Origin of the sequence: Ureibacillus sp. MALMAid1270, assembly GCF_049202975.1 — a bacterium.
In the GTDB taxonomy this organism is placed as follows: Bacteria; Bacillota; Bacilli; order Bacillales_A; family Planococcaceae; genus Ureibacillus.
In genome coordinates this window covers 139,737-152,945 of sequence record NZ_JBMIRP010000095.1, presented here as the reverse complement: position 1 = coordinate 152,945, position 13,209 = coordinate 139,737, and the positions used below count along the sequence as shown (strand labels likewise).

Here is a 13,209-nt window from a genome sequence, read left to right as displayed (position 1 = left end):
GGAATTCTACCTAATTTACAGTATAACATGAGTGTTATACAAAAACCTTAACTGGTAACTCGTGAGGTTTATTTTTTGGATAAAGGATATGATTTAGGTTTTCTTGTGCGGTATTGGTGTTCATCGGTTTGATGAAAGACACATTTCGGGTTTTCATGATTGGTTTTGTTCTTCATTTGCTTTATGAAGACCATTTCTCCGGTTTTCGTGATCGGTTTTGGTCTTCATCGACGTTATGAAGACCACATTTCTAGTTTTCCTGTACGGTTTTGTCCTTCATAACCTCAATAAAAGACACTTCATCGCTTTTCATTGCCACTTTTGGTCCTTCACAACCTCGATGAAGGACATTAATCAACTCTTCATAGCCATTTTTGTCCTTCATCCCCACGATGATAGACGCTTCTCCGGAATACCGAATCACCTCTACCTCCGATAGCCATACTGAAGGTATTTCACCTTCCATATCAACAAGAAAAAACTCTCCAAGTCCAGGAGAGTCTTTTCCTTTATTTACTATTTATGAATCAGTTCATTAACATGCTCAAAGAATGATGGGTATGAAACCGCGATACAATCTGCATCATCCAATTCAACAGGAGAATCAGTAATTAACCCTGCTACTGCAGCCATCATACCAATTCGATGGTCTCCATAAGACTTCAATGAGCCACCATGAAGTTTTGTTGGTCCTTCAATGATCATACCATCATCTGTTGCTTCGATTTTTGCACCTAGCTTCTTCAGCTCGGTTACAACAGCTGTAATACGATCAGTTTCTTTTACTTTTAGTTCTTCTGCATTTCGAATGACCGTTTTACCTTCAGCTTGAGTTGCAAGTAATGCTAAGATTGGAATCTCATCAATCAATCTTGGAATCATATCTCCTTCGATTGTAGTTGCTTTTAATTGTGATGTTTGTATTTTCAAAGTTGCAGTTGGTTCATGTGCGTTTTCATCGTCAATATGAACGGATAATTGTGCACCCATATTCTCAAACACATCAATAATTCCAGATCTAGTTGGATTTACACCTACATTTTCAAGTGTAATTTCACTATTTGGGACGATTGCACCAGCAACTAAGAAGAAGGCAGCAGAAGAAATATCTCCAGGGACATTAACATGAGTACCAGTTAATTGTTGTCCACCTTCTATAGAAACTACTCCACCATCAACCGTAATACTACCCCCGAATTGTTTTAACATTCTTTCAGTATGGTCCCTTGATACTTCTTGTTCACGAACAATCGTTGTTCCTTGTGCACGCAATCCAGCAAATAGAATTGCAGATTTTACCTGTGCACTTGCAACTGGCATTGTATAATCGATTGCTTTAAGTGTTGTACCTTGAATTGCTAATGGCGTATATTGACCGTCTGCTCTACCTGAGATTTTAGCTCCCATAAGTCGTAATGGGTCAGCTACACGACGCATTGGACGTTTACCAATCGAAGCATCACCCGTCATTACTGTATGTAAACTAGTGCCCGATAATATACCTAGCATTAATCTCGTAGTTGTTCCAGAGTTACCAGTATAAAGAATTTCTTTTGGCTCTTCCCATGCCTCGATACCCGCGCTCTGAATAGTTACATTCGTACCGTCTACTTCAATTTTGACACCTAATTTACGGAAACAATCAATCGTACTTAAACAATCTTCTCCAAGTAAAAAACCACTTACTGTCGTTGTTCCTTTTGCAATGGCACCAAACATGATGGAACGGTGAGAAATCGATTTATCCCCAGGAACTTGAATTGTACCCTTTAAATTCACATTTTGGTAATCTATCGTTTTAGATTGAGGCATTGGAGATTGCTCCTTTCAACTTATCATATTCGCCTTGGCGTATGTCCATACTGAATGGATTAAATAGAAATTATGCAATATGCATTTCAAATTTCGTCCGACGTTCCAAGCATTTGACTGCTTTATCTCGGATGTCGCTCGTTTGAAAACTAATTACTAAAATTCCGAAAATATCTTCACGTGCTTCTAAAATACGTATGTTTGTAATACTAATTTTATCTTCAGCTAAATATCCAGTAACTTCGGAAATAACCCCTGGATAGTCCGGAATATCAACATATAAATCATATGTTGTATAAAACGCACCAGTTGTAATTGGTAACTCGTCACGAACATTTTTTGCAACGGCAAAATAGTTTTCAATCGACTGATCATCATTATTTAATAAAATTTCTCTTACTCGATTCATTTCTACTTGCCAACATTCAAGTTGATCTAGTAACTCTTTACGATTTTGTAGCGTGATATCTTTCCAAATCGAAGGGTTTGAAGATGCAATACGAGTAATATCACGGAAGCCCCCTGCTGCAAGTAATGAAGTCATTGGGAATTTTTCCTTTTCACCATTCAATTGATGAACGAGCGATGCGGCAACAATATGAGGAAAATGACTTACAACCGCAGTCATATGATCATGTTCCTTCGCATCAACTTTCACTATTTTTGCTAGGGTGAACTTTAATAATTGTTCTAATTTAATAATTTGATTGCCATCTTCTTCTTCAAAAGGTGTAAGCATATAATAAGCATTTTCAAATAAATACTGCCTTGCAGCAGTTACACCGCTTTTATGTGAACCTGCCATTGGGTGACCACCGATAAAGGTGATTCCCTTTTCCTTCAGTTCCACCGCTTTTTCCATAATTAATGATTTAGTACTACCCGTATCAGTAATAACTACATCTGGTTTTAATGACCAATTTTTTAATTCGTCCATCCATTCAATCGTTGCATTCACTGGTGTACCAAAGATAATAATATCTGCAATGCTAGCTGCCTGTTTAACATCAGACACTACTTCATTAACAATATTTAAGGTTGCAGCTAGTTCTCTTGTTTTTTCTTGAACATCATAGCCAAAGACTTTAGTTTGTGGTGCTTTTTGACATGATAATGCTATTGACCCACCAATCAAACCTAAGCCAATGACAAGAACATTTCGTGTCATGCAAAAACCCCTAATTCTGTTAACACTTCTTCAAGTAAGCGTAAAAATTCCTCATTTTGTTCTTCTGTACCTATTGTCACACGAATATATCCAGGTGCGCCTAAAGCATTCCCACTTCGAATGATATATCCACGTTTCATCATTTCTTTAAATACTGTATCACTATCTGCCTTTACTTCAAAAAGAATAAAATTCGCTTGAGATGGGTAGTAGTTTAATTGATGTTTTTCACAAAAAGCAACAAACTGTTTTTTGCCCAAAGCAGTTTTCTCAGTAGTTTCTTGGATAAACTCCTGATCCTCCAACGCAATAATCGCAACTTTTTGACTAAGAATTGAATTATTAAAAGGAGCACGTACTGGATCTAACTTTTTAATAATATCTTCATTTGCAATTGCATAACCAACACGGAATGACGCAAGACCGTATGCTTTTGATAATGTACGCATAACAAGCACATTTGGATATTCCTCTACAAAATGAAGCGTATCTTTATATTCTGGTGAATTTACATATTCAAAGTAAGCCTCATCTAACACGATAAATACATCACTAGGAACTTTTTGAATAAAGTTAGTTAACTCATCATCCGATACAATCGTACCTGTTGGGTTATTTGGATTACATACCCAAACAATTGAAGTGTTCTCATCAATTGCTTCAAGCATAGCTTTTAGATCATGCTTGCCATCCTTTAAAGAAACTTGTCTAACTTCTGCACCTTCAATTTCAGCATTATGGCTATATTGTGAGAATGATGGTGTTGCCATGACAGTATTTACTCCTGGGTAAAGAAGAGCACGTGTAACGATTGCGATTAAATCATCTGATCCGTTACCAAACATTAGTTGCGTTTCTTTTACTCCTAGGTGGTTTGCCATTACTGTACGTAAATTTTGAGCATAACCATCTGGGTAAATGGCATGATTTGTATGATCAGATTCTAAAAATGCCTTAACTTTCGGTGAATAACCGTAAGGATTTTCGTTGGAAGCTAGTTTTACGATTTTTTCTAATCCAAATTCCCTTTTTACTTCTTCAATCGGCTTCCCTGGTTGATATGCTTTCATTCCGAATAATTGTTGCTTCCATTTCATTTTAAAAGACTCCCTCTTTATACGAATATTTAAAGGCCTGCATTTCGCAAGTCATATAATTATTTAAACTACTAAATCTGGTCTTAAAACAACTGCACCATTTAAATAAATATGTTGAATGTCTTTTTGAGGTATTTCCGTATTTACATGCATTAATACACGAATGCATAATGGTAATGCTCCAGGAACATTCATTTCATGCATACACATTGTAGGTACGTATTGCCAACCTTCTAACGTTCTTACAGCTTTCGCAGGGAAAGCTGTATTGATATCGGATGTTGTTGAAATGACAACAGAAGCGATATCTTCAATTTGAATATTATTCGCTTTCACGATTTCTTGTACTAAACGTTCAGTTTCACTATATATTAATTCAGGGAGATTTGCTTCAATTGTCGTTGCCCCTCTTACTCCTCGGATCACTTGCGTACCTCCTCTAATAATTGACGGAATTCTAAATCGATTTCCCTACATTCTGCCAACTCAATTGATTGTACAAATGGTTGTCCAATTTCTTTTAATAGAACAAAACGTAATACACCATATTCGTTCTTTTTATCTTTCAATAAATACGGTGTTAACTCTTCAAAGGAGAGATCCGCTACACGTTCAAAAGGATAACCTTGATTATTTGCAAATCGTAAAAATTCTTTCGTAAAATCACGGCTTACTTTACCATATCGACTGCTTAATAATAATGCGTAAACCATCCCAATCATGACAGATTCACCATGTGAAATACCGCCATAACCTGACGCTGCTTCAATGGCATGTCCATATGTATGACCAAAATTTAAGAATTTACGAACAGATTGTTCTGTTTCATCTTCTTCTACGATTTTCGCCTTAACTTCAATACCTTTTTTTAAGTGCTCTACCAAACTATTAGTATCTAATTCTGTAATCGTATATTGCATTAATTCTTGTAACCAATCTTTGTTTGATATTAGCGCATGTTTGATAACCTCAGCCATCCCTGAGCGAATTTCTTTATCGTTTAACGTACTTAAAAAATTCGTATCATAAATAACAGCTTGAGGTTGATAAAATGCACCAATCATATTTTTTCCTTGAGGATGATTGATCGCTGTTTTACCGCCAACTGCAGAATCATGAGCTAGAATAGTTGTTGGAATTTGAATAAAAGGAATGCCGCGCATAAAAGTTGCTGCTACAAATCCTGCTAAATCGCCAACTGCACCGCCACCAAAGGCAAAGATGAAGGATTTTCTTGTACAATTTTTCTCAAGTAAAAATGTTTGTACTTGAAAGTAATTTTCAAAGCTTTTGCATGATTCACCAGGAGGCATAATGAAAACTTCAAAAGGATATGGGAAATTATGTTTAAAGTAGTCACCTTGTGCATTCCATACGTGTTCGTCTGTAAGTAAAATTAGGTGATCAGCTTTCTCAATCGCCTCTTTATGCGATTGAATGGCTTCACGTAAAATCCCATTTCCAATAACAACGTCATATTGGTGAGATGCGGTATTTACGGGAATTCTCATCATTAAAACTCCTTTGTATACTTGCGCATTTCATCTAATTGAGCTTTCAATTGAGGTAATTGATCACTGTGGAATTGCTCAACGATTGCTTTTGCTACTTCCCAAGCGATTACACTTTCAGCAACAATCGAAGCTGCTGGTACTGCACAAGCATCTGAGCGTTCAACACTTGCTTTAAACGGCTCTTTTGTTTCGATATCTACACTTTGTAATGGTTTATATAGAGTTGGAATTGGTTTCATGACACCACGAACAACGATTGGCATTCCAGTAGTCATACCGCCTTCTAATCCACCTAAACGATTTGAGTTACGTGTATAACCTTCTTCTTCACTCCAAAGAATTTCATCGTGTACTTCTGAACCTTTTCTACGTGCCATTTCAAATCCAAGGCCGAATTCAACGCCTTTAAATGCGTTAATAGAAAGCATAGCTTGCGCTAACTTCCCGTCTAATTTACGGTCGTAATGTACATAGGAGCCAATGCCTGCTGGAAGTCCTTCAACTATTACTTCAACAACACCACCGATTGAATTTCCCTCTTTTTTTGTATCATCAATCAATTGCACCATTTTAGCTGATGCCTCTGGGTCAAGACAGTAAACTGGATCTTCTTCAACGATTGCACGAATTTCATCAGTAGATTTACCTTCTGATTTAGTTGGATCAGCTTTCACTCCACCAATTTCAGTTACATGAGAAACAATTGAAATACCTAATTCCTTTAATAATGCTTTGGCAACTGATCCAACTGCTACACGGACTGTTGTTTCACGTGCACTTGAACGTTCTAAAACATTTCGTAGATCTCTGTGTCCATACTTCATCCCACCAACTAAATCGGCATGTCCTGGACGAGGACGAGAAACTTGTCTTTTAATCTCATCTGGATCTACATCTTCAGGTAGTGGTTCTGCACCCATAATTTTTGTCCAATGCTTCCAGTCATCGTTTTTTACGACTAATGCTACAGGAGAACCTAATGTTTTACCGTGTCTAACGCCACCTACGATTTCTACTAAATCTTTTTCTATTTGCATACGACGGCCACGTCCATGTCCACCTTGACGACGTTTAAGATCATAATTTATTTGTTCTGCTGTTATCGGTAAAAGGGATGGTAACCCTTCGATGATTGTAGTTAATTGAGGGCCATGTGACTCCCCAGCTGTTAAATAACGCATATGTAACACTTTCTCCCTTCAACTCGCTAAAGTATGGTATTTTTTATCTTAACATATTATAACCTAAAAAACATTGTCATTTTTAACTATTTCACAATAATTAAAAAATTTAAATAAAACTAGGACTCACAAGCATTGAGTCCTAGTTGGTAAAAGTATTATGAATTTTTGACACTACTTTTTTCTATAAAAGAAAGTGTCTTCAACTTCTAAATCATATCTTGCAGGATTAAAAATTTGTTCTGTTGAGCCTACAAATAATATTCCACCTGATCTTAAAGATTTACTGAAGTTATGATAAATTTGTTCTTTCGCTTCTTCGGTAAAGTAGATCATGACATTACGGCATACAATTAAATCATAATTCGTATCATAGGAGTCTCTAAGTAAATTGTGCTTTTTATATGTAACTGTACGCTTAATATCATCTTTAATTTTATAGAATGGTTCTTCTTTAATAAAGTATTTAGATTTCATATCAGTAGGTACTTCTAGTAATGAACGTTCAGGATATAACCCAAGTTTCGCTTTTTGAATGACATTTTCATCGATATCTGTCGCAAAAACGTTAATTTGATTTAATGGTAAATAATTGGAAAGCACCATTGAAATTGTATATGGTTCTTCTCCTGTTGAACAGGCAGCACTCCAAATTTTAAGTCTTTTATTATGTTTTAAAAGCATTGGGAAAATTTTTTCTTGTAACACTTCCCAACGTTTCCCATTTCGATAAAACTCAGAAACATTAATCGTCATTCGGTCTAAGAATTCATTCATTAAATCACGGTCTTTTTCCAATGCATGAAGGAAATCTACAAAATTTCGATAACCCTTTTTTTCATATAGAGAGGTTAAACGTCGTTTCATTTGCGCTTCCTTATATAGACTTAGATCGATTCCTGTTTTAAGTTTTATACCTTCAATAAAATGCTCATAGTCAGACACTTCAATCTTTCCCCTCATTCTTCATATATTCATTATAGCTGAAAAGTACCAAAATAAAAATATTTTTGAAGTAATTGACAATTACTTGTCTCTCAGAGGGGGGGCATAAAAAAACTTTACTCTTTTATAATATTTTGTGTTCTAGCAAATGGTTGATCTAATGTTAGATGTTGTCTTGTTTGTTCGATTTCTAAACGAAGTTTTTCAGATTCAATTATATAACTTTCTTTTCTTTGTTTTTCTAGTTCAATCTCATATTTTAAAGCTTCTAACTTAAACTTTGATTGTTTTCTTAGGTGATAAGTAACGATTGCAGTAATCGGAATTGATGCACAAATTAGTATAATACCCCAAACAAAAATAAAAACTTCCACGATGAAACCCCCTTATTATCAACTAGTACCAAATTTTAAAATTTAGATTTACAGAAGTTAAATGTTAATATAGCTTGCTCCCATTTGATTCTTCTTTTTTATAATCGAGTGAAAGTTGCTGCCTTGTTTGTTCAAGTTCTAAACGAATCTTTTCCGTCTCAAGCATAAAATTTTGCTGCTTTAGTTTTTCTAGTTCGATTTCTTCTCTCGTCGCCTTAATTTTTAAACTAGATTGTTTATGAAGATAATCAGTTATAATTCCTACTATTGCTATTGCCCCCACCATTATTGCCCAAGACATATTTGAATCCTCCATTCCAAATTTTCACCAATATATTTTTAACTTAACTAATTATACTTAATAAAAGATGTAAAAAAAAGACAAAGCCAAATTGTTTTGGCTTTGTCTAAATAATTAATATATTATGCTAATTCGTTACCGAACCAAAGGCTAATTTCACGTTCAGCAGAAGCTGGTGAATCAGAACCGTGAATTACGTTTTCAGAGATTGTTACTGCATAATCACCACGGATTGTACCTGGTTGAGAATCTTCTGGTTTTGTAGCACCCATCATAATACGAGCAAGTTTAATTACGTTTTCGCCTTCCCAAACCATTGCGAATACTGGACCAGAAGTAATGAAGTCAACTAATTCTCCGAAGAATGGACGTTCTTTATGCTCTGCATAATGTTCTTCAGCTAATTCACGTGGTACGTTGATTAATTTTGCACCTTTTAATTCAAATCCACGACGCTCAAAGCGGTCAACGATATCTCCAACTACTTGACGTTTTACTCCATCAGGTTTAACCATAATAAAAGTTCTTTCCATAGCCATTGTTATAAACACTCCTTAATTTCGAATACAGGTTTTAGCACCTACCGATAAATATTACCAAACTAACAATAAACAGGTCAACTAAGATTCCCTACTTTATGGTAAGTTATCTAAACTACTTACATAATTAACAAAATTAACTTCATTTAATACTACTAAAATAGGGAAATCATAAGTTAAAATTTTCGTTTTCCGATAAATAAAGCTACATCACGTAGTTTCTTTTTCATCGGATGATTTGGTAGAGCATCCACTTCTTTTAATGCTTTTACTAAATATTGATTACTTAATTGCATTGATTTTTTAATTGCTTCTGATTTACGAACGATTTCAAGCATATCCAGACGCTCTTCTTCCGTTACAGTTCCATCAGCTGCACGTTGGATGAATGTTTGAATTTGTTCATGATCTTTTAATAACAATATTGGTAATGTTATATTTCCTTGTAATAAGTCACTACCAGCTGGTTTACCGAGTTCTTTATCAGTTGAGGTGAAATCTAAAATATCATCGATAATTTGATAACTCATCCCAACATAATAACCATATCTCTTAAGGTTATTCACCACTTTAGGATCACAGTTTGCGACAATTGCACCTAATTCACAGCTTGACTCGATTAACAGTGCTGTTTTTCTTTTAATTCTTCTAAAATAATCTTTTAGATTTTGATTTGAACGAAACTTATCTTCTATTTGTATAACTTCACCATTTACTATTTCCACCATTGTATGAGCTAGGATTTGATGTACCTTCTCATTTTCAATAGATGAAACATACTCTAAAGCACGTGCGAAAATATAATCTCCTGTATACATTGCAACTCGATTATTCCATTGTGCTCTTACTGTATGTTGACCTCTTCTCATATCTGAGTTATCGATCACATCATCATGAACAAGTGAAGCGGAGTGAATTAGTTCAAGTGGAACAGCGATGTTTTTAATTTCTTCGATATTATAGTTCCCAAATTTAGCACTAATTAAAACAAAAACGGGACGAATTCGTTTTCCGCCCGCTTGTAGTAAATGGAGTGATGCTTCATTAATCAAGTGTGAAGACGAGTTTAACGCTTTTTCTAATTCTTTTTCGATGATGTCTATATCCTGCTTCAAGTCAGAATAGAGCATTTTTAGCTTCATCTTTTCCACGCGTACACACTTCCCACTAGATTTCTTTTTTAAATCCCATATGCATAGCAGCAGCACCACCGCTATACCCTCTATAATTCACATTAATAAATCCAGCTTCTTCGAACATTGAAGCTAGTTTTTTCATACCCGGAAATTCATTGGCTGATTCTTGTAACCATGAGTATTCTTTATAGCTTTTCGCAAAGATTTTTCCAAATACAGGCATAATATATTTAAAGTAAAAACGGAATAGTTGTCTATATCCAGGTAATTCAGGTTGGGATGTTTCTAAACAAACAGCCATCCCACCCGGTTTCAAAACACGATTCATCTCTTTTAAAACTTGCATATAATCTGGAACATTTCTTAATCCGAAACCAATTGTGACATAATCAAATGTATTGTCATCGAATGGCAACTCCATTGCATTTCCATGGATTAATTCGACTTGTGGATAAGGTTTTACTTTTTCTTCTCCGACTTTTAACATATTTTTACTAAAATCAAGTCCTTTAACAACTCCCGTTTCACCTGTAGCTTGCGCTAAGGCAACCGTCCAATCTGCTGTACCACAGCAAACATCTAAGCATTTTGAACCTGGTTTAACAGCCATATGTTTCATCGTGTCACGTCGCCATTTTACATGTAACTGAAAACTAATTACGGAATTCATTTTGTCATAGTTATCAGAAATCGATTCAAATACTTCATGTACACGCTCTTCTTTTGATTTTGCCATTATTTCAAAACCTTTCTATTTTTGAACAAGTTCTAACTGATTCATTATGTATAGCTTTAGATCGTCTTTTAACAAGGATGACGATTGAAGATATTCATTTACTTGATCGTTTAACTTGTCCACCTCTTGGCCAATGACTTGCTCAAATGATTCAGAGGAGTCCACCAAATTTGACTGAACCATTTTGATGAAGTTAGTTATTCGACCAGTTTTATAATGCATTAATTCTTCTTTTAATCTTAGTAAGACTAAACTTTTTGACATAATTCTATTATATTTACCAAATTCATAGAAAGAATAGAATTTATGGATGAGTTCCGTTTCAATCGTTGAAATGTAATCGATCCACTGAGTCAGAGATAAAGGGTTTTTTTCATAAATTTTTATTTGTTGTTCACAACGATTTACAATACCCTTTGAAATTTCTCGAATCAACAAAATATTACCGGCATTAGCCAGCATTTGATAGTAACGACCACTATAAAAATCGCCTGAGAGCACAGTTAACTGTTGTTCTTTACTTGTTGCTAGATATTCATCAATTTTCTCATGTTCAGCTAAACTTGCATGAACCATTGCGACAGTGATAGCACTTGTATTTAAATCGTCATTCCAATTTTCGCCATTTAATAACGGCAATAACAAATAAAATAGTTGATTGTCGATCAACTTCGGTTCATCTATATATTTAAATAAAGTATTATGCTGTAATTGTTCGATAATACTTGTTTTTAGCTGATCTATGCTTTTGTTAAAGTATGTTGCATTCATTTTACTACTCCATTCCACTTTAAGTGCGAATGCTTGATAATATCAATTATGCTCAAACGATTCATTTCAATTACGAGAGTGTTACATCCACCCGAGCTGTAACATTAATTCATTCTAATTATGTACATTTACTTATTAGTCAATAAGTGTTGAAATAATCTTTCAAAATGTAAAAAGAACTCTATTGAACAATGTTACATTTGAAAATTTTTAATACTAAAACATTTTATCTTTTAGAGTCACTTTCTACAACACCATGGGAAGAAAAAATTTGTGCCTTACCACGAATTTTCATTGCGGATGTATGCTCTGTAAATTGAGCAATCATCACTTCACCAGTATCTAATTTTTCAGAATGATGGAATTTAGTATCTGATCCACGTGTTAAACCGATAACATGAACACCATCTTCTTCTGCTTTTATAATAATATAATCAGGTTGTGACATTATATCTTTCTCCTCGGTTTGACAATTTCTTATGACATCATATCATATTCATGACATTTATTTAAGACATTTGAATAAATGAAATAACTTCCTTCCTTTTCAAATCGTCCTCTTCAAATACACCTCTTGCTGCAGATGTAATCGTTTTCGAGCCTGGTTTTTTAAGTCCACGCATAGTCATACACATATGTTCTGCTTCAATTACAACATACACGCCATATGGAGTTAGCATTTCCCATAAGCTATCCGCAACAGTTGCTGTAATTCTTTCTTGTAATTGCGGTCTTCTTGCAACAGAATCGACACATCTACCAAGTTTACTAAGTCCAGCAACACGTCCATCTCTCGGAATATAAGCAACATGCGCCTTCCCATAGAATGGTACTAAGTGATGTTCACACATTGAATAGAATGGAATATCTTTTACAAGCACTAGTTCTTCATGATCCTCATGGAAAACGGTACTAAAGAATTCTCTAGGATCTTCATTTAGTCCACTAAACATTTCTTGGTACATTTTTGATACACGTTTTGGTGTATCTAGCAAACCTTCACGATTAACATCTTCACCAACCGCTTCAAGGATCATTTTTACTGCTTCTTCTATTTTTTTTAAATTAACATTTGACATTTTTATCCTCCTAAAACAATTACAAGACATAGTTAAAATGAATCGTAGCATATACCGACACTAATCGCAAAACTGGTTCATTAATGACTTGCCTTAATTGAAAAGTAAGTAAATCTACTAAGGGCCGAACGAAAAAATATAAATAATTATGTACATGCAAATTGCATTGTTATTATTATGTTTTAGATGTAATCAAAAAATGAATACAATTCATTATATACGATTTAAAAAAGAGTAGCCATCGTAAATTGATGGCTACTCTATGTAACTGCAAGACGCTATTATTTTACAGCATCTTTAAGAGCTTTACCTGGTTTGAATGCAGGTACTTTGCTTGCAGCGATTTCGATTTCTTCACCAGATTGTGGATTACGTCCTTTACGAGCCGCGCGTTCACGAACTTCAAAGTTACCAAAACCGATTAATTGTACTTTGTCACCCTTTGCAAGTGCATCTTGAATTGTATCAAATACAGCTTCAACTGCTTTAGAAGCGTCTTTTTTAGAAAGAGCAGCAGCTTCAGCAACAGAGTTTACTAATTCTGTTTTATTCACAC

Annotated in this window: 17 protein-coding genes; all 17 read right to left on the bottom strand. The window is 34.8% G+C overall.

Translation table 11 applies throughout. From position 1 onward, the window contains the following. Positions 1-250 precede the first annotated feature (250 nt). Entirely contained in the window at positions 251-424 is a 174-nt protein-coding gene (locus ACOQFO_RS14435; RefSeq protein ID WP_421690363.1) for a hypothetical protein, read from the bottom strand. A 92-nt stretch (positions 425-516) separates the two neighbouring features. Beyond that, positions 517-1,812 (bottom strand): 3-phosphoshikimate 1-carboxyvinyltransferase, encoded by a 1,296-nt coding sequence (aroA, locus tag ACOQFO_RS14430; protein WP_421690362.1) that lies wholly within the window; start codon positions 1,810-1,812, stop codon positions 517-519. A 70-nt stretch (positions 1,813-1,882) separates the two neighbouring features. Continuing rightward, entirely contained in the window at positions 1,883-2,980 is a 1,098-nt protein-coding gene (locus tag ACOQFO_RS14425; protein ID WP_421690361.1) for a prephenate dehydrogenase, read from the bottom strand. Next, positions 2,977-4,077 carry a histidinol-phosphate transaminase gene (gene hisC / locus ACOQFO_RS14420; protein WP_421690360.1) on the bottom strand — a complete coding sequence of 367 codons (1,101 nt, stop codon included), beginning with the start codon at positions 4,075-4,077 and terminating at the stop codon, positions 2,977-2,979. The genes ACOQFO_RS14425 and hisC overlap by 4 nt, the downstream gene beginning before the upstream one ends. 63 nt (positions 4,078-4,140) lie before the next feature. Beyond that, complete coding sequence (aroH, locus tag ACOQFO_RS14415; RefSeq protein WP_421690359.1) at positions 4,141-4,503, bottom strand: chorismate mutase; 363 nt, start codon at positions 4,501-4,503, stop codon at positions 4,141-4,143. Then, complete coding sequence (gene aroB, locus ACOQFO_RS14410) at positions 4,500-5,588, bottom strand: 3-dehydroquinate synthase (protein WP_421690358.1); 1,089 nt, start codon at positions 5,586-5,588, stop codon at positions 4,500-4,502. The genes aroH and aroB overlap by 4 nt, the downstream gene beginning before the upstream one ends. A gap of 2 nt (positions 5,589-5,590) precedes the next feature. Continuing rightward, positions 5,591-6,772: a chorismate synthase gene (aroC, locus tag ACOQFO_RS14405; protein ID WP_421690357.1), complete on the bottom strand. Its 1,182-nt coding sequence runs from the start codon at positions 6,770-6,772 to the stop codon at positions 5,591-5,593. A 174-nt stretch (positions 6,773-6,946) separates the two neighbouring features. Continuing rightward, the gene (locus ACOQFO_RS14400) at positions 6,947-7,717 is read right to left on the bottom strand and encodes a CheR family methyltransferase (RefSeq protein WP_421690356.1); all 771 of its coding nucleotides are present in this window, start codon (positions 7,715-7,717) and stop codon (positions 6,947-6,949) included. Positions 7,718-7,833: 116 nt separating this feature from the next. Next, positions 7,834-8,091: a hypothetical protein gene (locus ACOQFO_RS14395; protein ID WP_421690355.1), complete on the bottom strand. Its 258-nt coding sequence runs from the start codon at positions 8,089-8,091 to the stop codon at positions 7,834-7,836. Between the two features lie 64 nt (positions 8,092-8,155). Next, positions 8,156-8,392: a hypothetical protein gene (locus tag ACOQFO_RS14390; protein ID WP_421690354.1), complete on the bottom strand. Its 237-nt coding sequence runs from the start codon at positions 8,390-8,392 to the stop codon at positions 8,156-8,158. A gap of 122 nt (positions 8,393-8,514) precedes the next feature. Next, positions 8,515-8,931: a nucleoside-diphosphate kinase gene (gene ndk, locus ACOQFO_RS14385; protein WP_421690353.1), complete on the bottom strand. Its 417-nt coding sequence runs from the start codon at positions 8,929-8,931 to the stop codon at positions 8,515-8,517. Between the two features lie 176 nt (positions 8,932-9,107). Continuing rightward, on the bottom strand, positions 9,108-10,082 hold the full coding sequence (gene hepT, locus ACOQFO_RS14380) for a heptaprenyl diphosphate synthase component II (protein WP_421690352.1): 975 nt from the start codon (positions 10,080-10,082) through the stop codon (positions 9,108-9,110). A 16-nt stretch (positions 10,083-10,098) separates the two neighbouring features. After that, positions 10,099-10,803, bottom strand: coding sequence for a demethylmenaquinone methyltransferase (locus ACOQFO_RS14375; protein ID WP_421690351.1), 705 nt, complete (start codon positions 10,801-10,803; stop codon positions 10,099-10,101). Between the two features lie 15 nt (positions 10,804-10,818). Further along, positions 10,819-11,574: a heptaprenyl diphosphate synthase component 1 gene (locus tag ACOQFO_RS14370; RefSeq protein ID WP_421690350.1), complete on the bottom strand. Its 756-nt coding sequence runs from the start codon at positions 11,572-11,574 to the stop codon at positions 10,819-10,821. Between the two features lie 226 nt (positions 11,575-11,800). After that, on the bottom strand, positions 11,801-12,022 hold the full coding sequence (gene mtrB / locus ACOQFO_RS14365) for a trp RNA-binding attenuation protein MtrB (RefSeq protein ID WP_421690349.1): 222 nt from the start codon (positions 12,020-12,022) through the stop codon (positions 11,801-11,803). A 61-nt stretch (positions 12,023-12,083) separates the two neighbouring features. After that, entirely contained in the window at positions 12,084-12,653 is a 570-nt protein-coding gene (gene folE, locus ACOQFO_RS14360) for a GTP cyclohydrolase I FolE (protein WP_421690348.1), read from the bottom strand. 281 nt (positions 12,654-12,934) lie between these two features. After that, entirely contained in the window at positions 12,935-13,207 is a 273-nt protein-coding gene (locus ACOQFO_RS14355; RefSeq protein WP_036183797.1) for an HU family DNA-binding protein, read from the bottom strand. Positions 13,208-13,209: the final 2 nt, after the last annotated feature.